Consider the following 19,878-nt stretch of genomic DNA (forward strand, 5'->3'; position numbering starts at 1 on the left):
AGGGCGGCTTGGGTTTCCAGCGCTACGACACCACGGCAGGCCGCGGGAGCGCTTCACTCTTATGGGTTTTGGGGTGTTACAGGCCGCAGGCAGCTGTCAGCCAGGCTGGAGCGCCACGCGGGACATGTTCAGCACGGTTGCGTGTCAGGCATCCGGCGATGGCCGGGAAGGCCGGTGAGCCGCTAACATGGCCGCCCCGCGGGCGGTGGTCGCGCACTGTGCCGGATTCGTCGGAAGCTGGGCTTCTGGCCCTGAGTAACTTCCAACGAAATCAATCCCTTATCTCGCCCCCCGAGTGTAACAGAATAAACAGCCTGATGACCGCCCAAGACCCCACCAAACCCGCTGGCGACAAGCCTTCCGTGCGCATGATCACCGTTCCCGCCGACCGCGCCGGCCAGCGCCTGGACAACTTCCTGCTCGGCCAGCTGAAGGGCGCCCCGCGCAGCCTGGTCTACAAGCTGGTGCGCAGTGGCCAGGTTCGGGTGAACGGTGGCCGCGCCAAGGCCGAACGCAAGCTCGAGGCCGGTGACGAGGTGCGCGTGCCGCCGGTCCGTCTCACTGAGGAAGGAGACAAGGCCGGTCCGCCGGAGGCGTTCATGCGCCGCCTGGAGCAGGCCATCGTCTTCGAGGACGCCCGCCTGCTGGCCCTGAACAAGCCGACCGGCGTGGCCAGCCACGGCGGCAGCGGCATCAGCTTCGGCGCCATCGAGACCCTGCGCGCGCTGCGCCCGGGGCAGACCCTGGAGCTGGTCCACCGGTTGGATCGCGACACCTCGGGCCTGCTGATCGTGGCCAAGAAGCGTTCGGCGCTGAGCGAACTGCAGGCCTTGCTGCGTGAAGACCACGGCGCCGGCATCCGCAAGCGCTACCTGACCCTGCTGGCCGGGCGCATGCCCGACGGCGTGATGACGGTCGACGCACCGCTGCACGTGGGCCTGCGCCAGGGCGGCGAGCGCCATGTGCAGGTCAATGCGATCGGCAAGGAATCGATCAGCCACTTCCGGGTGCTGGAACGCCGCGGTGGCCATTCGTACTGCGAAGTCCGCATCGAGACCGGCCGTACCCACCAGATCCGCGTGCACGCCCAGCATCTAGGGCATCCGGTGGCCGGTGACGACAAATACGGCGATCCAGCGGTCAACAAGCGGCTTCGTGAGCAGATCGGGCTGAAGCGCTTGTTCCTGCATGCGGCCTCGCTGGAGTTCGCGCTGGATGACGGCAAGAGCCCATACGTATTGAACGCGCCGCTGGCGGATGAGCTGGTCGAGGCGCTGGACCGGCTGAAGTAAGGATCTCCTGTAGCGTCGAGTCACGCTCGACTGCGCCTCGGTCGGGCCGCGCGGAAAGCCAGTCGAGCATGGCTGGACTCTACAGGGCGAGCCGGGAACCCCTCACCACTTGAACAGCACCAGGCTGATCGCCAGCGTGCCCATGCCGGCCACCAGTCCATAAACCGTCTCGTGGCCCTTGGCATAGCGCTTGGCCGCCGGCAGCAGCTCATCCAGCGCCAGGAACACCATCACGCCGGCGATCAGGCCGAACACCCAGCCGAACGTGGCGTGCGACAGCGATCCTGACAGCAGCCAGTAGCCAAGCGCCGCGCCCACGGGCTCGGCCAGGCCGGACAGCAGGCTGGCACTGAACGCGTAGAACTTGTTCTGGGTGGCGAAGTACACCGGCACCGCGATCGCGATGCCCTCGGGAATGTTGTGGATGGCGATGGCGAAGGCCAGTGGCATGCCCACCGATGGGCTTTCCAGCGTGGCAAAGAAGGTCGCCAGCCCTTCCGGGAAATTGTGTGCGGTGATCGCAACCGAGGTCAGCAGCGCGACCCGCTTCAGGTACTCGCGGCTGTTCTCGCGGAACGCAGGGTCCTGTTTGTCCAGGCTGTCATGCGGATTGGGAATGAAGTGGTCGATCAGTACGATCACGATCACGCCCAGCAGGAAGGCCAGGGTGCCGTAGGTGAAGCCGGTGCGCTCGCCATACGCCAGTGCAAACGACGCAATGGACTTGTTGAGGATCTCCGACAGCGACACATAGACCATCGCGCCACCGGCAAAGGCCAGGCCGAACGCCAGCAGGCGCGGGCTGGGGCGGCGCGAGAACAGCACCAGCAGGCTGCCGATCGCGGTGGCCAGGCCTGCGGCAAGCGTGACCGCCAGTGCGATCCAGATGTTTTCAGGGGGAATCTGCAGCATCAACCCACGCGATCCTGGTCAACAGACAGCCGCCCCGGGCAGGGCCGGGGCGGCGAGGGCGAGGCGGGCGTCGGCAGGCCCCGTCGGGGTGCGCGCGATCAGCCGCCGCGGCGCAGGCGTTCTTCGATGGCGAAGCACTGGTCCGGCTTCGGCTGTGGCGGGTTGAAGCTGACAGGAACCTGGATGGTGGCCGGCACCGGTTGGCCGTTACGGGTGGCGGCCTTGAACTGCCAGCCCTGCACGGCGGTCTTGGCCAGTTCGTCCAGCTGCGGGTTGCCGGCCCCGGTCAACAGCGCAACCTCGCTCGGCTTGCCGTCGGTGCCGATGGTCACCTTGAAGGTGCTGGTGCCACCCACGCCCATGCAGGCCAGTTCCAGCGGGTACTGCGGCGGCGGCGTCTTCACCGCGGCCACTTCGGTCGGCGGCGGCGGTGGCGGTGACGGCGGTTCGGACGCGCCACAGCCGGCCAGGCCGGTCGCAGCGATCAGGGACAGGCTCAGCAAACGTACGTTCATGGCAGTTGCTCCGTCAGGGCCGAAGTCTTGGCCGCGCAGATGAAGTCGTTCTCGCTCAGCCCGCCCACATCGTGGGTGGAGAAGCGCACGACCGCGCGGTCGTAGTGCACGCCCAGGTCCGGGTGGTGGTCCTCGCGGTGGGCGATCCAGGCCAGTGCGTTCACGAAGGCCATGGTGGCGTAGTAATCCTTGAAGCGGAAGGTACGCGACAGGGCCTGGTCACCCTCGCTCAGCTCCCAGCCGGGAACCTGCGGCAGCAGTTCGGCCAGGCGGGCCTCGCCGAGCTTGTGGTCGCTGCCTTTGCGCGGCACGCAACGGGCCTGGGCCAGTGGAATCAGGTCGGCCATGGGAATCTCCACCTCGTGTTGACTGAACAATGCGCCGGACGGTGTATAAACCGAATGAGCGGCTGACGCTTACTTGGCTAGAATAGCCTGATGATCCAGATCTCCGACACTGCCCAGACCCATTTCCGCAAGTTGATCGAACGCGAGGGCGTGCCCGGCATGGGCGTGCGCCTGAGCGCGGTCGACCCCGGTACGCCGCGCGCCGACGCCCGGCTGGAATTCGCCGAACCGACCGACCTGCTCGGTGACGAGTGGGCGGTGGACTGCGATGGTTTCACCCTCTATGTCGACGCCGGCAGCGTTGGCTGGCTCGATGGCGCCGAGATCGACATCGTCGCCGGCACCGCCGGTGCCCAGCAGCTGACCATCAAGGCGCCGCGCATCAAGGGCGAAGCGCCGGGTGATGCGGCCTCGCTGGTCGAACGCGTGCACTGGGTGGTGGAGAACGAAGTCAATCCGCAGCTGGCCTCGCATGGCGGCAAGGTGGCCGTTCAGGAAGTCTCGTCCGACGGCGTGGTGCTGCTGCGCTTCGGTGGTGGCTGCCAGGGCTGCGGCATGGCCGATGTGACGCTCAAGCAGGGCATCGAAAAAACCCTGATGGGCCGCGTGCCGGGCGTGACCGCCGTGCGTGACGCGACCGATCATGACAGCGGCCACGCGCCTTACATTCCGCGCGGCAACGTCGCCTGATCGCTGACGCGTGCCTCTGACCCGGGCCGAGCAACTCATTGATCTGCTGCTGGCGCGCCAGCAGCCCCGCGCCGTCCTCGAGAAGTCCACGCGCCTGCCCTATGGCTGGGCGCTGTGGCTGCGCTCGCTGGGGCCACTGCCGCGGCCGTTCCATGCCCGCGAGGTGATCGCAGTTTTCCTGCCGCGCCCGCTGCCGGGCCCGCCAGGCCAGTCGCCGCGGCTGTCGCCGTGGCAGGCACTGCGCCGACTGTTCTGGCAGGACTGGGACGCCGCGCCGCGCGACCAGCGCTGGATGCGCTGGACCTCGGCACTGGTCAGTGCACTGCTGCACCTGCTGTTCTTCGTGCTGTTGCTGTGGGTGGCGGTGATCCGTACCAGCGCGCCGGACGAAGAGGGCACCGAGGGCGAGCGCGTGCAGGTGGAGTTCGTCGGCCGCGCATCGCAGGAGGGCGGTGGCGATCAGCCGGGCGCCGAAGCGGCTGCGGCTGCGGCGGCAGGTCGGGTTGCGCCGGGCCAGGAGGCGGGCGCTGCCTCGGCCCCTGCGCCACGTCCGGTGGCTGCCGAAACCACCGCCTCATCCCCGGCATCCGCGCCGACCGCCAGCGTTCCACCACCGCCGGCCGACGCCGAGCCGGCGCCGGCGGCCGCGCCGCCGCCTTCGCCCGTCCAGGCCACCGAAGTGGCGCAGGCCAGCACGGATTTCGTGGTGCCGCCGGTCAGTGTGCCGCGCACCGAAGTCAGCGTCGTACCGCGTGACAGCACGCCCGCCGTGCGCGAGCGCAGCGTGCAGCCGGTGCAGGCGCCGCCGACACCAAGCCCGGTGCGTACCCCGGAACTGGCCGTGCGCACGCCGCAGGTGCGTGACATCCAGGTGCGCGAACGCGAAGTCAGTACGGTCGACGCGCCGGTCTCTCCCCAACCGCTGCGCAGCGCGGAAGTGCAGGTGCGCGTGCCGCAGCAGGACGTGCAGGTGCGCGAACGTGAAGTGCAGGCCGTGGCCGATCCGCAGGTGCGGATGGCGGCGGTGGCCGGGCGTGAGCCCGCCGTACGCGCGCCCACTGGCCGCGACGTGCAGGTGCGGGAACGTGAAGTGGCCTCGGCACCGGTGGCAGCGCCGGCATCCTCCAGTGGCAGTGCCACGGCGACGCCCGCGACTGCGGCCCAGGGCAGCGCGACGCAGGCGAGCAGCAGCGCGCGTCCGTCAGCATCCAGCAGCACACCCGCAAACGCGGGAGCGCGCCCGGCGCCTGATCCAGGCAACTGGGCGACGCCTGCCAAGGGCGATGACTGGGGGTCTTCCAGCCGCAACCGCGACGGCAGCAGCAACGGTACCCGCCAGGCCAGTACCGCCGGCAAGGGCAGCGGCCTGTTCAATGCCGATGGCAGCGTGCGCGTGCCTGGCCAGGAGGGCGATGGCCATGCCGCGCGCGGTGCGCCCGGCGGTGCCAACGACGGCTGGAGCAAGGAGCGCATTGCGCAGTCCGGCACCTGGCTGAAGCGCCCGCCGTACGACTACACGCCGACCTCGTTCGACAAGTACTGGGTGCCGCAGGAATCGCTGCTGGCCGAATGGGTGCGCAAGGGCGTCAAGGCGATGGAGATTCCATTGCCGGGCACCAACACAAGGATCTCCTGCGTCATTTCGATCCTGCAGGCCGGTGGCGGCTGTGGCCTGACCAACCCCAACATGCAGGACCAGCCGGCCGTGGCACGACCGCCGCCGGACATCCCGTTCAAGAAGGAACTGCAGGAAGACAACGGGAGCCGCTAAAGCTTCGGCCGCGCCCGATGCGCTGGCCGGCCCGCGCTTTGGTAGATGCCGACCTTGGTTGGCACAGAAGCGCCGACCAAGATCGGCCTCTGCCAAGGCGTCAGTGCATGCCGGCCAAGGCAGTGACCTTACGCGCTCTGCGACAGGAACACCCAGAACGGTACGTCGCGGCCGACCCAGTCACGGCTGGCCTCGTCCATCACGTCCAGCAGGGTGTCGAAGTCCTTCTGCGGACCGGCGCGCAGCGCGTCCACGTCGGCCAGGAACAGCGCGTAGCCATTGGCCGGCAGCCATTGCAGGTCGCGCAGGTTGTCCGACAGCGCATCCCAGTTGCCGCCGAAACCGGCCGGGAAATCCAGCTGTGCGGCCAAACGGGCGAGCAGGGTGCGCTTGTCCGCGACGCCCTCCAGATCGATGCGGATCACTTTCAGGCCGGCATCGCGCATCGCCGCGGCCAGTGCGCCGATGTCGTCGCTGTCGATGGCGTAGACGCCGGCGTTGTTGATGTCATGCAGGCCAAGGCCGAAATCATCGTGGCTCATCACTGCGCTCCCTGGGCCGGTACGGTGAAGCTGCGGAATGACGCGTAATGGTCGTCGGTGTAGTACCACGCTTCCGGCGGATCGCCGCCGGTGACGATGCGACGCGTGCCACGCGTAGGCGCGCCAGGGGTGTCGACGGTGTATTCGCGGTAGTAGCCGCGCGCGCGCTGCGGCAGTTGCTGCTCGCGGTTGCCGAAGGTACTGCCGTCCTGGCGGTGCGGGAATGGACCGCCACGCTGGATCAGGGCGATGGTCGCGCGCGCTTCGGCGGGCAGGAACGCGGGAAGTCCGCTGTCCTTGCCGGGCGAGGCGGTGGCCGGCGCGCGCGCGACAGGCGTGCCCTGCAGGTCGGGCGCGAACTGCGGCGCTGGCGGCCTTTGCAGGAAATGGTTGGCGACCAGGCCGAGCAGCAGCAGGGCGATGGCGGTGATCAGCAGCCGGGGGTTGCGCATGGGCAGGGGCGGGCGAGGGTAGTACACGCACTGTAGCGCCTGTGCGCTGCACGGTGCATGAGGAGCGCGCTGCGTCACTGCTGCGTAACAATTGCCGTCGTGCTCACTGGCAGGACGCAATTTCCTTTACATCCCCCTTGGTAATCTGGCGGTCTGTCCCCATCATTCACCGCGCACCGCCCGACATCGTCGGGTGCCCTCGCAATCAGGAGATGCATCATGGCCTACACCCTGCCCAAGCTGTCCTACGCCTACGACGCGCTGGAACCGCATATCGATGCGGCGACGATGGAAATCCATCACACCAAGCATCACCAGACCTACATCAACAACGTCAACGCGGCGCTGGAAGGCACCGAGTACGCTGACCTGCCGGTCGAAGAGCTGGTGAAGAAGCTCAAGTCGCTGCCGGAGAACCTGCAGGGCCCGGTGCGCAACAACGGTGGTGGCCATGCCAACCACTCGCTGTTCTGGACCGTGATGGCCCCCAATGCCGGCGGCAACCCGGTGGGCGACGTGGCCAAGGCCATCGACAAGGACCTGGGCGGTTTCGACAAGTTCAAGGATGCCTTCACCAAGGCCGCGCTGACCCGTTTCGGCAGTGGCTGGGCGTGGCTGAGCGTGACCCCGGACAAGAAGGTCGTGGTCGAGAGCACCGGCAACCAGGACAGCCCGCTGATGGAAGGCAACACCCCCATCCTCGGCCTGGACGTGTGGGAACACGCGTACTACCTGAAGTACCAGAACCGCCGCCCGGAATACATCGGCGCGTTCTTCAACGTCATCGACTGGAACGAAGTCGAGCGCCGTTACCAGGAAGCGATCGCCTGATCGCGTGACGGGATGACATGAGAAGGCCGGGGGAGACCCCGGCCTTTTCTGTTGCAGCAGTCGTTCGATAGTGCCGGCCGCAGGCCGGCAACCGTGCAGTACCGGGGGAGCCGGCCAGCGGCCGGCACTACCTATTCCGCAGTGGCCGTATCGCCCTGCAAGCGCAGGGTCGCCATCACACCCAGACGCAGGCCGGGCAGGTCGCCGTCGGCCGGCAGCAGGATCGGCTGCTGGCGGATGCCGCCGAAATGCTTGACCTGGAACAGCACATCCAGGCCGTGGCCGCTGCTGCCGCCCCCACTGGCCGCCGGCGCCTCGGCACGGCCGCCGGGATTGCGCCGGGCCGGCTGGAACCCCGGCGTGCTGCGCACCAGTTCCACCGTGCTGGCCGAGAAATCGCCGGCAATCAGGCTCGGCATGCCTTCGGCGGTGGCGCCGATCCAGGTCATCAGGTCGCTGGTCTGGTGCTGGCGGGCGCTGGCCTCGTCCGGGTCCGGGCGCAGCCGCGCCACATAGATGTTGACCAGCGCCTCGCCCAGCCTCAGCCGCATCATGCCGGCCGCGCTGAAGGTGCCGGGAGGATGCAGCAGGGTCACGCCGTCCTCGCTGACCGGCAGCCGGGTCAGCATGGCGTTGCCATGCCGCAGCGGCTGGCTGGGCGGATCGGCGGTAACGAAGTCGCAGCTGTAGCGCAGCCGGCTGGCCAGCCAGCAGGCCGGGTTGCGGCCCTGCTGCTGCAGCACCTGCTGCACCGAGATCACGTCCGGCTGCAGCTCGGTCAGCAACTGTGCGACCTGCTCGCGGCGCTGCTTCCATTGCGCGTCATCGCGGCTGGGCAGCTCCAGCGCGGCGACCGTCAGCTGCCTGGGGTCGCTCTCGCTGGCAACGACGGCCGGCGCCTGTGGTCGTGCCTGCGCCTGCAACGCCAGCAACAGCGCAAGGCAGCTGAGCAGGAGGCGGGCGTGGGCGAGGGGGCGCATAACGATAAGTTTACGCTTTTGTCGTGCAGGTGCCGTGACTTCCGGCAGGGCCTGCACTGCCTGCCATGGATTGGCACCGTTGTCATGCAGCCCTGCAGCGTGCTTCGCAAGCCCCGGTTCCGGTAACCTTGCGCCTTTCGCTTTGCAGGAATGCCTTACAGGATGAGCCACGACGCAGTCGCCCCCATCGCCGGCCAGGGAAAGATGCCGCGCCAGATTCCGTACATCATCGGCAATGAGGCCTGCGAGCGGTTCAGTTTCTACGGGATGCGCAACATCCTGGTGCAGTTCCTGATCACCTCGCTGCTGCTGCAGGAAATCACTGCCGAAGGCCGTGCCAGTGAAGCCAAGGACATCATGCACAGCTTCATGATCGGCGTGTATTTCTTCCCGCTGCTCGGTGGCTGGCTGGCCGACAGGTTCTTCGGCAAGTACCACACCATCCTCTGGTTCAGCCTGGTCTACTGCGCCGGCCACCTGTGCCTGGCGCTGTTCGAGAACAGCCGTGAGGGCTTCTTCCTCGGCCTGGGCCTGATCGCGCTCGGTGCCGGCGGCATCAAGCCGCTGGTGGCCTCGTTCATGGGCGACCAGTTCGACCAGAGCAACAAGCACCTGGCCAAGATCGTCTTCGACGCCTTCTACTGGATCATCAACTTCGGCTCGCTGTTCGCCTCGCTGCTGATCCCGCTGGTGCTGAAGAACTGGGGCCCGCAGTGGGCGTTCGGCATCCCGGGCATCCTGATGTTCATCGCTACCTTCGTGTTCTGGCTGGGCCGCAGGCGCTACGTGCTGGTGCCGCTGCCGCCGAAGGACCCGCATTCGTTCGCCAACGTGGTGCGTACCGCGCTGACCACGCGCGTGGCTGGCCAGGGCCGTCCGGGCCTGGTGATCGCCGTGCTTGGCCTGGCGCTGGCGGTGGCCTCGTTCGGCCTGGTCGGTTCGCTGGGCATCGTGATCTGCCTGTGCCTGGCGCTGGTGGCCATCCTTGCCGGCATCGGTGGCGGCACCTGGCTGCAGCTGGACCGCGCCCGTGGCCAGCATCCGGCCGAAGCCGTGGAAGGCGTGCGCTCGGTACTGCGCGTGCTGGTGATCTTCGCGCTGACCACGCCGTTCTTCTCGCTGTTCGACCAGAAGGCCTCGACCTGGGTCCTGCAGGGCCAGCAGATGCAGATGCCAAGCTGGTTCACCGCCTCGCAGATGCAGGCGCTGAACCCGCTGCTGGTGATGATCCTGATTCCGTTCAACAACCTGGTGCTGTATCCGGCCCTGCGCCGCTTCGGCTTCGAACCGACCGCGCTGCGCCGCATGACCGCCGGCATCGCCTTCAGTGGCCTGGCCTGGATCGTGGTGGGTGGCATCCAGGTGGTGATGGACGGCGGCAACGCCATGTCGATCTTCTGGCAGATGCTGCCGTACGCGCTGCTGACCTTCGGTGAGGTGCTGGTCTCGGCCACCGGCCTGGAGTTCGCCTACAGCCAGGCACCGCAGGCGATGAAGGGCGTGGTGATGAGCTTCTGGAACCTGACCACCACCATCGGCAACCTGTGGGTGCTGCTGTCCAACGCGGCGGTGCGCAACGACACGGTCACCCACCAGATCGCGGGCACGGGCCTGAGCGAGGCGGCGTTCCTGATGTTCTTCTTCGCCGGCTTCGCCTTCGTCGCGGCGTTGGCCTTCGGTTGGTACGCGAAACGCTATCGTATGGTCGACAACTACCGTACCGCCTGAGCCTGACATGACCCCCGTCAATCTGCTGTTGATCGCCATCACCGCCATCCTGTCGTGGATGGCGTTCAACAACCGCAAGCTGGCCGACCGCCTGATCCTGTGGCCGCCGGCCATCGACCGTCACCGCCAGTACGACCGGCTGGTGACCTATGGCTTCATCCACGCCGACTGGTCGCACCTGATCTTCAACATGATCACCCTGTTCTTCTTCGGGGGATTCATCGAGAGCGTGATGGTGCAGCTGACCGGCAGCTACCTGACCTACCCGGCGTTCTACATCGGCGCGCTGCTGGTCTCGATCCTGCCCAGCTACCTGAAGAACCAGAAGAACCCGAACTACCTCAGCCTCGGGGCGTCTGGGGCGGTATCGGCGGTGCTGTTCGCCTTCATCCTGATCAAGCCGTGGTCGATCATCCTGGTGTTCTTCATCCCGGCACCGGCGATCATCTATGCCGCGTTCTACGTCGGCTACAGCATCTGGATGGACAGGCGCGGTGGCGACCGCATCAACCACAGCGCGCACCTGGCAGGTGCGGCGTTTGGCGTGATCTTCATGCTGGCCATGCAGCCGAGCATCTTCACCCACTTCCTGCGCGAACTCTCCAACCCGACCTTCCGCCTCGGCGGCGGTTGATGCGGGTAGCGGGGCGGATCGGGTCCGATCCGCCCCGGCCGGGTCAGGCTGCGGTCTGCTGGCCGTAGGTATCCAGCAGGCGGGCGAACACTTCCTCGCCGATGCGCTGGAAATCCTGATCCTCGGTCTGCCCTTCCACCGCCAGTTGCAGCAGGCCCTCCAGCAGGGCGCGGTCGGTATCGGAATGGGAATTGCTGGCGTGCATGGGAGCCTCCACGGTGGTGCGCATGGTCAACGGTCGCAAGGGTCGTGCCAGCCTGGCCGTACCCCTCCATAGGCGATAGCGGCCGGCCCGCCTCCAGCTTGAGGGCGAAAACTGACGTGAATGGACTGGACTTGCCCTTGTTCAGGCTTCACGCGATCATGGCGCCCGGCTGCGCACCATCCACGCAGTCGCCGCAGGAGACAGTTCCATGGCTTCGGTCACGCCCCCCGGTCTGGCCTATGAGGTCGAGCACGACCTGGCCAACCACCGCTTCACCGCACGTGTGCGCGGACAGCTGGCGGTGCTCGATTACCAGATCAAGCGCAGGCGCATGGTCATCACCCATACCGAGGTGCCCGAGCCGATCGCCGGCCGTGGCATCGCCGGTGAGCTGACCCGCGTGGCACTGCGTTTCGCGCGCGAGCAGAAATACAAGGTGGTGCCGGCATGTTCCTACGCCGAAGCCTTCCTGCAGCGCCACGAGGAGTACCACGACCTGCTCGTTGGCTGAACGCCAGCGGGTCACGCTTCAGCCATGGCAGGCGATGATGTACAAACATGAACAGGGGATCCCGATGAAGATTGGAAACAACCGGCCATTGCACGGCAGCGTGTTGGCCGGCGTGGTGGGCGTGCTGTTGCTGGCCGGTTGCCAGCGTGAAAGCGAGCCGGCACCGGCGACCGACGCGGCGCCCGCCGCCGAGGCGACGGCCGCGGGCGAAACGCCGGCCACGGAAGCGCCGCTGGATCTGCGCGACGTGATCGAGAACAACGAGCGCGAAGTGGTGGGCATCAGCTACCCGGCCGGTATCGACCGTTATCCGGGCCTGGCCCGCGCGCTGCAGAGCTATGCCACGAGTGCGCGCAGCGACCTGCAGCAGGCGCTGGACGGGCTGGGCAACGACAAGCCGACCATGCCCTACGAGCTGTCGCTGAGCTTCGAGAAGCTGCTTGAAACCCCGCAGCTGGTGGTGGTCAGTGCCGACGGCAGCCGCTACACGGGTGGCGCCCACGGCGAACCGCTGGTGGCGCGCTTCGTGTGGCTGCCGCAGCAGCAGCAGATGCTCAGCGCCGAAAAGCTTGTGGCCGATGCCAAGGGCTGGAAGGCGATCAGCGATTTCGTCGCCGACCAGTTGCGCGAACGCGTGGCCACCCGCCTCAGTGGCGAGGACATGGACCCGGCCCAGCTGCAGGAATCGCTGCGCAACGCATCGCGCATGATCGCCGACGGAACCGGCCCGCAGGCCGACAATTTCAGCCAGTTCCAGCCACTGACCGACGACAAGGGGCAGATCACCGCGCTGCGCTTTGTTTTCCCGCCGTACCAGGTGGGTCCATACTCGGACGGCACCCAGACCGCCGATGTACCGGCAGCGGTGCTGTTGCCGCACGTGGCCAAGGACTACGTGGAGCTGTTCGCACGCGGTTGACCGCAGTCGAGGAGGCGGCGTGGATACAGGGTTGCAGGAGCGGGTCGCCGGCCTGCTCCACGAAGCCGGGGTCCGCATCGGCGGCACCCAGCCACAGGACATCCAGGTACATGACCCGCGCTTTTTCGCGCGGGTCATGGGCCACGGCTCGCTCGGCCTGGGCGAGAGCTACATGGAGGGGTGGTGGGATGCCAACGTCCTGGATGAATTCCTCGTCCACCTGATGCAGGCGCACCTGGATGAACGGGTGCACGGCTGGCGCGAAGTGGCAGACGCGCTGAAGGCCCGCCTGTTCAACCTGCAGGCGGGGCAGGGCAGCTACGAAGTCGGCCGCCGCCATTACGACCTCGGCAATGATCTCTACCAGGCGATGCTCGGCCAGCGCCTGGTCTACAGCTGTGGCTATTGGCGCAACGCCGATGACCTTGATGCAGCGCAGGAGGCCAAGCTCGACCTGGTCTGCCGCAAGCTGGGCCTGCGCCCGGGTCAGCGCGTGCTGGACATTGGCTGCGGTTGGGGCGAAGCCCTGAAGTTCGCCGCCGAGCGCTACGGTGTCAGCGGCGTCGGCGTGACCATATCGCAGGAGCAGGCCGAGTTCGCGCGGCAGTTGTGCGCTGGCCTGCCGATCGAGATCCGCCTGCAGGATTACCGTGAACTGGACGAACCATTCGATGCGATCTTCTCGATCGGCATGTTCGAGCACGTCGGTGACAAGAACTACGCCAGTTTCTTCGAAGTGGCCAAGCGCTGCCTGTCGCCGCGCGGGTTGCTGCTGTTGCATACCATCGGCACCAATGTCTCACGGCATCGCACCGATCCATGGATTGCACGCTACATCTTCCCCAACTCGATGCTGCCGTCGGCGGTGCAGATCACCAAGGCGTTCGAAGGCCGTTTCGTGCTGGAGGACTGGCACAACTTCGGCACCGACTACGACCTGACCCTGCAGGCATGGCGGCGCAACGTGGAAGCAGCGTGGCCGCGGCTGGATGCGCACTACGACGAGCACTTCCGGCGCATGTGGCGCTTCTACCTGGCCGGGTCGATGGCCACCTTCCGCTGCCGGCACGCGCAGCTGTGGCAGCTGGTGCTGTCGCCGGAAGGCGTGCCGGGTGGGTACGTGGCGCCGCGATGAAGCCAGCGCGGGGTCGGAGACCCCGGGGTCAGAGCCCTTTTCGCAGAAAAGGGCTCTGACCCCAATCACAACAAAAAAAACCGCCCGGTCTCCCGGGCGGTTTCCGTTTCAGGCCGGTACGCGGGCGATCAGTTGCCGGCGCCGGTCAGGCCACGCTTTTCCAGCAGCGGTTCGATCTGCGGCTCGTGGCCGGCGAAATCGCGGAACAGCTGCATCGCGTCGACGCTGCCGCCCTTGGACAGCAGGGTGGCGCGGAAGTGGTCGCCGTTCTTGCGGCTCAGGCCGCCGTTGTCCTTGAACCACTTCTGGGTGTTGGCGTCGAGCACTTCCGACCAGATGTAGGCGTAGTAGCCGGCCGAGTAGCCGCCCATGATGTGGCTGAAGTACGGGGTCTTGTAGCGCGGCGGAACCGGCGCGTAGTAGATGCCGTCCTTCTCCAGCGCGGCGCGCTCGAAGGCCATCACGTCCTTGGCCGCCGGCACCTGGTCCGGGCCGATCTGGTGCCAGTTCTGGTCCAGCATCGCCGCCCCCAGGTATTCGGTGGTGGCAAAGCCCTGGTTGAACTTCGATGCGGCAATCACCTTGTCCAGCAGGGCCTGCGGCATCGCCGAACCATTCTGGTAGTGCTTGGCGTAGTTCTTCAGGATGACCGGGTTGTCGGCCCACATCTCGTTGACCTGCGAGGGGAACTCGACGAAGTCGCGCGGCACCGAGGTGCCCGAGAAGTAGGGGTACTTCACGTTGGAGAACATGCCGTGCAGGGCGTGGCCGAACTCGTGGAAGGTGGTGTTCACCTCATCCCAGGTCAGCAGGGTCGGCTGGCCGGCCGGCGGCTTCGGGATGTTCAGGTGATTGGCGACCACCGGCTTGAAGCCGGTCAGCTTGGACTGCGAGACGTAGGAGTTCATCCACGCACCGCCGCGCTTGGAGGCGCGCGCATACGGATCGAAGATGAAGATCGCCAGCTGGCTGCCATCGGCGTCGAACACGTCGTAGACGGTGACGTCATCGTGGTAGACCGGCAGGTCGGTGCGCTGCTTGAAGGTCAGGCCGAATTCCTGGCCGGCGGCGTAGAAGACGCCGTTCTCCAGCACGTTCTTCAGTTCGAAGTACGGCTTCAGCTGCGACTCGTCGAAGTTGTACTTGGCCTGGCGCACCTTCTCGCTGTAGAAGGCCCAGTCCCACGGTTCCAGCTGGAAGGTCGGCTTGCGCGCGGCCTTCTGCTCCTTGTCGATCATCGCCTGCAGGTCGGCGGCTTCGCGCTTGGCATTGGCCACCGCGGCCGGAGCCAGCTTGCCGAGCATCGCGTTGACCGCTTCGGGGGTCTTGGCGGTCTGGTTGGTCAGGTTGTAGGCGGCGAAGTTCGGGAAGCCCATCAGCTTGGCCTTGTCGGCACGCAGCTGCATGATGCGCGAGACCAGCGCGGTGTTGTCGAACTCACCGCCGCGGCTGCCGCGGGTGGTCGAGGCTTCGTAGATCTTCTGGCGCAGGGCGCGGTTGGCCAGGTTGGTCAGCGGCGGCTGGCCGGTGGTGTTGAGCAGGGTGATCACGTACTTGCCTTCCAGGCCACGGGCCTTGGCGGCTTCGGCGGCGGCGGCGATCTGCTCCTTGGACAGGCCAGCCAGCTCCTTGACGTCGTCGACAGTGATTGCCGAAGCGTTCACTTCCGACTGCACGTTCTGGCTGAACTTGGTGCCCAGATTGGCCAGTTCGGCATTCATGTCCTTCAGCGTGGCCTTGTCGGCCTCGGACAGCTTGGCGCCGGCGCGCACGTAGTTGTCGTAGTACTTCTCGACCAGGCGCACGCCTTCGGCGTCCAGGCCCAGCTGGCTGCGGGTGTCGTACAGCGCCTGGATGCGGGCGAACAGCTTGCCGTTCAGCGCGATCGCATCGCTGTGCGCGGCGAACTTCGCCGAGTAGTCGGCCTGCAGCTTCTTGCGGGTGTCGTTGGTATCGGCGCCGACCAGGCTGAAGAACACGGTGGTCGCACGGTCGAGGATGTCACCGCTCTTTTCCAGCGCGATGATGGTGTTGTCGAAGGTCGGCTTGGCCTTGTTGTTGGCGATCGCCTCCACTTCCTTCAGCTGCTGCGCCATGCCGGCGTCGAAGGCCGGGGCGAAGTCGCTGTCCTTGATCTTGTCGAACTGCGGGAAGTGCAGCGGCAGCGGGCTTTCGGCGAAGAACGGGTTGGCCTGCTGGGCATTGGTGCTGGCAGCCGGGGTGGCGGCGCCGGCCGAGAAGGCGGGCAGGGCAAGGCCGAGGGACATGGCCACGGCAAGGGCAAGTCGAGTGGTCAAGGTAGAAGCTCCGGTAAGGCAAACAAGGGCCCGAGGGTAACCCGGCCGGCGGCGACTGCACTTGTGTCAAAAGGCATGTTGCCGGGGCCGGGCGCGGGTACCATGCATTCACCGCCCACGGCCCACTGCCATGACGACCGCCTACGATTTCAGCTTCCGCGACCTCGATGGCCAGCTGCAGGCGCTGGCCCGGTACCAGGGCCATCCGTTGCTGCTGGTCAATGTCGCCAGCCGTTGTGGCTTCACGCCTCAGTACACCGGGCTGGAGCAGCTGTGGCAGGCGTACCGCGAACGCGGCCTGGTGGTGATCGGCTTCCCGTGCAACCAGTTTGGCGCGCAGGAGCCCGGTGATGCCGCGCAGATCCGCCAATTCTGTTCGCTGGACTATCCGGTCAGCTTCCCGCTGTCGGAAAAGATCGAGGTCAACGGCGAGGGGGCCGACCCGCTCTGGAGGTGGCTCGCGCGGGAGAAGCGCGGCGTGCTCGGCAGTGCCCGCATCAAGTGGAATTTCAGCAAGTTCCTGGTCGATCGCCAGGGCCGGGTGGTGTCGCGGCATGCGCCCACCACCCGGCCGGAGCAGCTGCGCGGCGAGATCGAAGCGCTGCTGTGAGGTCGTGCCGGCCGCTGGCCGGCAACCCCGTGGGCCAGGAAGAGCCGGCCAGCGGCCGGCACTACCGTTGCGGCATCATTTCTCGACGAACGCGCGCTCGAACACGTAGTGGCCCGGCTGGCCGATGCGCGGCGAAACCTGGAAACCACGGGCATCGAGCACAGCACGCAGGTCGGCCAGCATCTGCGGGCTGCCGCAGATCATCGCGCGGTCGTTTTCCGGGCTCAGCTCCGGCAGGCCGAGGGTGCGCTGCATCTGGCCGCTTTCCATCAGCGAGGTCAGGCGGCCCTGGTTGGCGAACGGCTCGCGGGTGACGGCCGGGTAGTACAGCAGCTTGTCGCCGATCATCTCGCCCAGGAACTCGTGCTCACGCAGCTCCCTCTCGAAGTAATCGCGGTAGGCCAGATCCTTTTCGTAGCGCACGCCGTGGCAGAGGATCACCTTCTCGAAGCGCTCGTAGGTCTCCGGGTCCTTGATGACCGACAGCCACGGCGCCATGCCGGTGCCCGTGCCCAGCAGGTACAGGTTCTTGCCCGGGTGCAGGTCGCTGATCAGCAGGGTGCCGGTGGGCTTCTTGCCGACCAGCACCTTGTCGCCTGGCTTGATGTGCTGCAGGCGCGAGGTCAGCGGGCCGTCCTGCACCTTGATGCTGAAGAACTCCAGATGCTCTTCCCAGTTGGCGCTGGCGATGGAGTACGCACGCAGCAGCGGCCGTGCCTCGGTTTCCAGGCCGATCATCACGAACTGGCCGTTCTCGAAGCGGAAGCCGCTGTCGCGGGTGGTGGTGAAACTGAAGTAGGCGTCGGTCCAGTGACGGACCTCAAGCACCGTTTCGGCGCCAAAAGCGGAGGACATGGGCGTATCTGTCAAAAGTCGTCGGGGGAATTCTATCTCAAATGAGACGGGTTCTCATTGGGCGGAACGAGAGGCGTTCTCAGCGGTAACCCGCCGCCTGCAGCTCGAACAGCTCGGCATAGCGGCCGCCCTGTGCCATCAGCTGGGCGTGGGTGCCACTGGCCTCGATCCGGCCATCGGCCAGCACCAGGATGCGATCGGCCATGCGGACCGAGGAAAAACGGTGGGAGATCAATACGGCGGTGCGATTATCCGCCAGTTCCCTGAACCGCTGGAACACTTCGAACTCACTGCGCGCATCCAGCGCTGCCGTTGGCTCATCCAGGATCATCACCTGCGCATTGCGCATCCACGCGCGGGCAATGGCGATCTTCTGCCACTGGCCACCGGACAGGTCCACGCCCTGCTTGAAACGGCGGCCGATCAGCTGGTCGTAGCCACCGGGCAGCTCCTCGATCACTTCCTCGGCCATGCCGCGGCGCGCGGCATCGGCGATGCGTGCCTGGTCGTCCATCGCCTCGACCTGGCCGACGCCGATGTTCTCGCCGGCGCTGAGGTTGTAGCGCACGAAGTCCTGGAAGATCACCCCGAGGTTGGCGCGCAGGTCGTCCAGGTCGTAGTCGCGCAGGTCGCGGCCATCGAGCAGGATGCGGCCCTCGTCCGGTTCGTACAGGCGTGCCAGCAGTTTCACCAGGGTGGTCTTGCCCGCGCCGTTCTCGCCGACCAGGGCCAGCACTTCGCCGGCCTGCAGCTGGAAATCGAGGTGGCGCACCGCCCACTGTTCGGCATCGGGATAGCGGAAACCGACGTTCTCGAACACGAAGCCCTGGCGGATCGGCTGCGGCACGCGTACGGCGCCTTCGCGCGAGTGGATTTCCGGTTCGATCTGGAAGAACGAGAACAGGTCATCCAGGTACAGCGCCTGGCTGGCCACCTGCGAGAAGCCGATCAGCAGGCCTTCCAGCAGCTGGCGCAGGCGCAGGAAGCTGCCGGCGAGGAAGGTCAGGTCGCCGATCGAGAAGTCGCCGCGCACCGTGCGCCAGGCAATGTAGGCGTAGGCGGTGTAATACCCCAGCGTGCCCAGCGCAGCCAGCAGCGTGCCCCAGAACGCGCGGCGCCGTGCCAGGGCACGGTTGGCCTGGAACAGCGCCACCGACAGGCGCCGATAGCGCTCGACCAGGAAGCGGTGCAGGTTGTAGATCTTCACTTCCTTGGCCGTTTCCACGCTGGCACCGAGCTGGCGCAGGTAGTCGAGCTGGCGGCGCTCGGGCGTCCACTGGAAGTTGAGGCTGTAGCCGGCCGCGTTGAAGTGCGATTCGCCGATGAAGGCCGGCACCAGTGCCAGCGCCAGCAGCAGGATCAGCCACGGCGCGTAGACCAGCAGGCCGACGGCGAGGCTGGCCACGGTGATCGCGTCCTGCACCTGGCCGAACAGCTGGCTCATCAGGTTCATCCGGCCCATGGTCTGGCGCCGCGCACGGTCCAGCTTGTCCTGCAGGTCCGGGTCCTCGAAGTCCTCCAGATCCAGCGTCGCCGCGTGTTCCATCAGCCGGATGCTGGTGACGTTGGCGAACAGCTCGGAGAGCAGGGCATCGGCGTAGCTGACCAGCCGGCCGAGCAGGTCCGAGGCGATGGCCAGGCCGAATTCCAGCGCCAGCAGGCCCAGCAGCGGATTGAGCATGCCGCTGGACAGCGCCTCGCCCAGCGGCGGGAAACCGGCGTCGTGCTGGCTCAGGTGCAGGGCGCTGTCGATGATCAGCTTGCCGACGTACAGCATCGCCACCGGCAGCAGCGCACGGATCAGGCGCAGCCCCAGGCTGGCCAGGGTCAGCGCGGGGCTGGTCTGCCAGACCATGCGCAGGAACGGCGGCAGGTTGCGCATCGCCTTGAAGCGCTGGCGCAGGCTGGGTTTCTTCGCGGCGGCAGCGCCAACGGGGGGGATGGCAGGCATGCGCGTATTGTGCGCGCGTGATACGTGCAGGGGGAGTCAGTGCAGCCGTGTTGCCGGCACCGGGGTCAGATCCCTTCGCGAAGCGAAGGGATCTGACCCTCCTGCATCCACGCATTGCGTGGACCCACCCCGCCAACTCACAGTAGTGCCGGTTTTTGATGTTGCTCTGGTTGTTGCCTCTGCGGGTGCCGGGCGGCAGCCCGGCCAGCCCCCCTTTACGGCAGCGGCGGCAGCAACCCCGCACCGAGGCGGTTCCAGGCATTGATCACCGCGATGCCCATGCTCAGGTCACTGATGCCCTTCTCATCGAAGTGCGGTGCCAGTGCATCGAACGCGGCCTGCGACGGCGCGCCGTCGGTCAGCCGGGTCAGCGCCTCGGCCCAGCCCAGTGCCGCGCGCTCGCGGGCATCGAAGAAGCGGCTTTCGTGCCATGCCGGCAGCGTGTCCAGCTTGCGCGGCTCGATGCCGCCCTTGCGCAGCGCGGTGCCGTGCATGTCCATGCAGTAGCCGCAGCCGTTGAGCTGCGACACGCGCAGGAACACCAGTTCCATCAGGGTCGGATCGATCGAGCTGTCATGCACGGCCTGGCTGGTGGCCAGCAGGCCCTTGAAGGCCTCGGCGGCCAGGCGGGTGTAGGGGACGCGGGGAGAGGCGTGATCGGACATTTTCGGCTCCACGGCGGCCACGGTGGCCGCCTTTCA

21 protein-coding genes are annotated in these 19,878 nt (G+C 66.8%); 10 read left to right on the top strand and 11 right to left on the bottom strand.

The window, feature by feature from the left end:
• The first annotated feature begins 317 nt into the window (after positions 1–317).
• The gene (locus AC5P7I_RS13145) at positions 318–1,292 is read left to right on the top strand and encodes an RluA family pseudouridine synthase (protein WP_049403782.1); all 975 of its coding nucleotides are present in this window, start codon (positions 318–320) and stop codon (positions 1,290–1,292) included.
• Between the two features lie 102 nt (positions 1,293–1,394).
• Here AC5P7I_RS13145 and zupT read toward each other — a convergent pair whose 3' ends face one another.
• From zupT to AC5P7I_RS13160, 3 genes are all read right to left on the bottom strand, one after another.
• Positions 1,395–2,204, bottom strand: coding sequence for a zinc transporter ZupT (gene zupT, locus AC5P7I_RS13150; RefSeq protein WP_014647743.1), 810 nt, complete (start codon positions 2,202–2,204; stop codon positions 1,395–1,397).
• 98 nt (positions 2,205–2,302) lie between these two features.
• The gene (locus AC5P7I_RS13155) at positions 2,303–2,719 is read right to left on the bottom strand and encodes an energy transducer TonB (RefSeq protein ID WP_014647742.1); all 417 of its coding nucleotides are present in this window, start codon (positions 2,717–2,719) and stop codon (positions 2,303–2,305) included.
• The gene (locus AC5P7I_RS13160) at positions 2,716–3,066 is read right to left on the bottom strand and encodes a 4a-hydroxytetrahydrobiopterin dehydratase (protein WP_014647741.1); all 351 of its coding nucleotides are present in this window, start codon (positions 3,064–3,066) and stop codon (positions 2,716–2,718) included. The genes AC5P7I_RS13155 and AC5P7I_RS13160 overlap by 4 nt, the downstream gene beginning before the upstream one ends.
• Positions 3,067–3,156: 90 nt before the next feature.
• On the opposite strand from AC5P7I_RS13160, the gene AC5P7I_RS13165 reads away from it, so the two are divergent.
• Together AC5P7I_RS13165 and AC5P7I_RS13170 are read left to right on the top strand one after the other, a co-directional pair.
• On the top strand, positions 3,157–3,756 hold the full coding sequence (locus tag AC5P7I_RS13165) for an NfuA family Fe-S biogenesis protein (RefSeq protein WP_014037813.1): 600 nt from the start codon (positions 3,157–3,159) through the stop codon (positions 3,754–3,756).
• A 10-nt stretch (positions 3,757–3,766) separates the two neighbouring features.
• Positions 3,767–5,527 carry a hypothetical protein gene (locus AC5P7I_RS13170; protein ID WP_262087987.1) on the top strand — a complete coding sequence of 587 codons (1,761 nt, stop codon included), beginning with the start codon at positions 3,767–3,769 and terminating at the stop codon, positions 5,525–5,527.
• Between the two features lie 128 nt (positions 5,528–5,655).
• On the opposite strand, the gene AC5P7I_RS13175 is transcribed toward AC5P7I_RS13170, so the two are convergent.
• Both AC5P7I_RS13175 and AC5P7I_RS13180 read right to left on the bottom strand, forming a co-directional pair.
• Entirely contained in the window at positions 5,656–6,069 is a 414-nt protein-coding gene (locus AC5P7I_RS13175) for a barstar family protein (protein WP_262087986.1), read from the bottom strand.
• Positions 6,069–6,521 (bottom strand): guanyl-specific ribonuclease, encoded by a 453-nt coding sequence (locus AC5P7I_RS13180; protein WP_049405900.1) that lies wholly within the window; start codon positions 6,519–6,521, stop codon positions 6,069–6,071. The genes AC5P7I_RS13175 and AC5P7I_RS13180 overlap by 1 nt, the downstream gene beginning before the upstream one ends.
• 219 nt (positions 6,522–6,740) lie before the next feature.
• On the opposite strand from AC5P7I_RS13180, the gene AC5P7I_RS13185 reads away from it, so the two are divergent.
• Positions 6,741–7,352: a superoxide dismutase gene (locus AC5P7I_RS13185; protein WP_005410310.1), complete on the top strand. Its 612-nt coding sequence runs from the start codon at positions 6,741–6,743 to the stop codon at positions 7,350–7,352.
• Positions 7,353–7,483: 131 nt separating this feature from the next.
• Here the strand turns inward: AC5P7I_RS13185 and AC5P7I_RS13190 are convergent, their stop codons facing one another.
• On the bottom strand, positions 7,484–8,332 hold the full coding sequence (locus AC5P7I_RS13190) for an endonuclease/exonuclease/phosphatase family protein (protein ID WP_262087985.1): 849 nt from the start codon (positions 8,330–8,332) through the stop codon (positions 7,484–7,486).
• Positions 8,333–8,494: 162 nt separating this feature from the next.
• On the opposite strand from AC5P7I_RS13190, the gene AC5P7I_RS13195 reads away from it, so the two are divergent.
• Positions 8,495–10,060 (top strand): POT-type proton-dependent oligopeptide transporter, encoded by a 1,566-nt coding sequence (locus tag AC5P7I_RS13195; protein ID WP_262087984.1) that lies wholly within the window; start codon positions 8,495–8,497, stop codon positions 10,058–10,060.
• Between the two features lie 7 nt (positions 10,061–10,067).
• The gene (locus tag AC5P7I_RS13200; RefSeq protein ID WP_014647735.1) at positions 10,068–10,694 is read left to right on the top strand and encodes a rhomboid family intramembrane serine protease; all 627 of its coding nucleotides are present in this window, start codon (positions 10,068–10,070) and stop codon (positions 10,692–10,694) included.
• A 43-nt stretch (positions 10,695–10,737) separates the two neighbouring features.
• Here AC5P7I_RS13200 and AC5P7I_RS13205 read toward each other — a convergent pair whose 3' ends face one another.
• A complete protein-coding gene (locus AC5P7I_RS13205) occupies positions 10,738–10,899 on the bottom strand; it encodes a hypothetical protein (RefSeq protein ID WP_014037806.1) in 162 nt (53 codons plus the stop codon).
• A gap of 208 nt (positions 10,900–11,107) precedes the next feature.
• Between AC5P7I_RS13205 and AC5P7I_RS13210 the strand changes: the two genes are divergently transcribed.
• Genes AC5P7I_RS13210 through cfa form a run of 3 tightly spaced genes read left to right on the top strand, consistent with a single transcriptional unit; the run spans position 11,108 to position 13,464 of the window.
• The gene (locus AC5P7I_RS13210; RefSeq protein ID WP_006455911.1) at positions 11,108–11,410 is read left to right on the top strand and encodes a GNAT family N-acetyltransferase; all 303 of its coding nucleotides are present in this window, start codon (positions 11,108–11,110) and stop codon (positions 11,408–11,410) included.
• Positions 11,411–11,447: 37 nt separating this feature from the next.
• Positions 11,448–12,329, top strand: a complete 882-nt coding sequence (locus AC5P7I_RS13215) for a DUF3298 and DUF4163 domain-containing protein (protein WP_134809088.1) — start codon at positions 11,448–11,450, stop codon at positions 12,327–12,329.
• A 19-nt stretch (positions 12,330–12,348) separates the two neighbouring features.
• Positions 12,349–13,464: a cyclopropane fatty acyl phospholipid synthase gene (gene cfa, locus AC5P7I_RS13220; RefSeq protein WP_049405890.1), complete on the top strand. Its 1,116-nt coding sequence runs from the start codon at positions 12,349–12,351 to the stop codon at positions 13,462–13,464.
• A 128-nt stretch (positions 13,465–13,592) separates the two neighbouring features.
• Here cfa and AC5P7I_RS13225 read toward each other — a convergent pair whose 3' ends face one another.
• The gene (locus AC5P7I_RS13225; protein WP_014647732.1) at positions 13,593–15,761 is read right to left on the bottom strand and encodes a M3 family metallopeptidase; all 2,169 of its coding nucleotides are present in this window, start codon (positions 15,759–15,761) and stop codon (positions 13,593–13,595) included.
• Between the two features lie 130 nt (positions 15,762–15,891).
• Between AC5P7I_RS13225 and AC5P7I_RS13230 the strand changes: the two genes are divergently transcribed.
• A complete protein-coding gene (locus tag AC5P7I_RS13230) occupies positions 15,892–16,371 on the top strand; it encodes a glutathione peroxidase (protein WP_032958888.1) in 480 nt (159 codons plus the stop codon).
• A gap of 75 nt (positions 16,372–16,446) precedes the next feature.
• Here AC5P7I_RS13230 and AC5P7I_RS13235 read toward each other — a convergent pair whose 3' ends face one another.
• The 3 genes from AC5P7I_RS13235 to AC5P7I_RS13245 form a co-directional block, all read right to left on the bottom strand.
• The gene (locus AC5P7I_RS13235; RefSeq protein WP_014647730.1) at positions 16,447–17,226 is read right to left on the bottom strand and encodes a ferredoxin--NADP reductase; all 780 of its coding nucleotides are present in this window, start codon (positions 17,224–17,226) and stop codon (positions 16,447–16,449) included.
• Positions 17,227–17,305: 79 nt separating this feature from the next.
• Entirely contained in the window at positions 17,306–19,177 is a 1,872-nt protein-coding gene (locus tag AC5P7I_RS13240; RefSeq protein ID WP_262087983.1) for an ABC transporter ATP-binding protein, read from the bottom strand.
• Positions 19,178–19,392: 215 nt separating this feature from the next.
• On the bottom strand, positions 19,393–19,842 hold the full coding sequence (locus tag AC5P7I_RS13245) for a carboxymuconolactone decarboxylase family protein (RefSeq protein ID WP_049398766.1): 450 nt from the start codon (positions 19,840–19,842) through the stop codon (positions 19,393–19,395).
• Between the last annotated feature and the right edge of the window lie 36 nt (positions 19,843–19,878).

Source organism: Stenotrophomonas sp. YJH_SMC_138, assembly GCF_059369855.1.

What these genes read in the sequence shown, in the direction of transcription:
- AC5P7I_RS13200 (WP_014647735.1), top strand. Translation starts at nt 10,068, where the DNA reads ATGACCCCCGTCAATCTGCTGTTGATCGCCATCACCGCCATCCTGTCG.
- AC5P7I_RS13205 (WP_014037806.1), bottom strand. Translation starts at nt 10,899, where the DNA reads ATGCACGCCAGCAATTCCCATTCCGATACCGACCGCGCCCTGCTGGAG.
- AC5P7I_RS13175 (WP_262087986.1), bottom strand. Translation starts at nt 6,069, where the DNA reads ATGAGCCACGATGATTTCGGCCTTGGCCTGCATGACATCAACAACGCC.
- AC5P7I_RS13185 (WP_005410310.1), top strand. Translation starts at nt 6,741, where the DNA reads ATGGCCTACACCCTGCCCAAGCTGTCCTACGCCTACGACGCGCTGGAA.
- AC5P7I_RS13235 (WP_014647730.1), bottom strand. Translation starts at nt 17,226, where the DNA reads ATGTCCTCCGCTTTTGGCGCCGAAACGGTGCTTGAGGTCCGTCACTGG.
- AC5P7I_RS13245 (WP_049398766.1), bottom strand. Translation starts at nt 19,842, where the DNA reads ATGTCCGATCACGCCTCTCCCCGCGTCCCCTACACCCGCCTGGCCGCC.
- AC5P7I_RS13215 (WP_134809088.1), top strand. Translation starts at nt 11,448, where the DNA reads ATGTACAAACATGAACAGGGGATCCCGATGAAGATTGGAAACAACCGG.
- AC5P7I_RS13190 (WP_262087985.1), bottom strand. Translation starts at nt 8,332, where the DNA reads ATGCGCCCCCTCGCCCACGCCCGCCTCCTGCTCAGCTGCCTTGCGCTG.
- AC5P7I_RS13160 (WP_014647741.1), bottom strand. Translation starts at nt 3,066, where the DNA reads ATGGCCGACCTGATTCCACTGGCCCAGGCCCGTTGCGTGCCGCGCAAA.
- AC5P7I_RS13165 (WP_014037813.1), top strand. Translation starts at nt 3,157, where the DNA reads ATGATCCAGATCTCCGACACTGCCCAGACCCATTTCCGCAAGTTGATC.
- AC5P7I_RS13230 (WP_032958888.1), top strand. Translation starts at nt 15,892, where the DNA reads ATGACGACCGCCTACGATTTCAGCTTCCGCGACCTCGATGGCCAGCTG.
- zupT (WP_014647743.1), bottom strand. Translation starts at nt 2,204, where the DNA reads ATGCTGCAGATTCCCCCTGAAAACATCTGGATCGCACTGGCGGTCACG.
- AC5P7I_RS13145 (WP_049403782.1), top strand. Translation starts at nt 318, where the DNA reads ATGACCGCCCAAGACCCCACCAAACCCGCTGGCGACAAGCCTTCCGTG.
- AC5P7I_RS13180 (WP_049405900.1), bottom strand. Translation starts at nt 6,521, where the DNA reads ATGCGCAACCCCCGGCTGCTGATCACCGCCATCGCCCTGCTGCTGCTC.
- AC5P7I_RS13240 (WP_262087983.1), bottom strand. Translation starts at nt 19,177, where the DNA reads ATGCCTGCCATCCCCCCCGTTGGCGCTGCCGCCGCGAAGAAACCCAGC.
- AC5P7I_RS13210 (WP_006455911.1), top strand. Translation starts at nt 11,108, where the DNA reads ATGGCTTCGGTCACGCCCCCCGGTCTGGCCTATGAGGTCGAGCACGAC.
- AC5P7I_RS13195 (WP_262087984.1), top strand. Translation starts at nt 8,495, where the DNA reads ATGAGCCACGACGCAGTCGCCCCCATCGCCGGCCAGGGAAAGATGCCG.
- AC5P7I_RS13155 (WP_014647742.1), bottom strand. Translation starts at nt 2,719, where the DNA reads ATGAACGTACGTTTGCTGAGCCTGTCCCTGATCGCTGCGACCGGCCTG.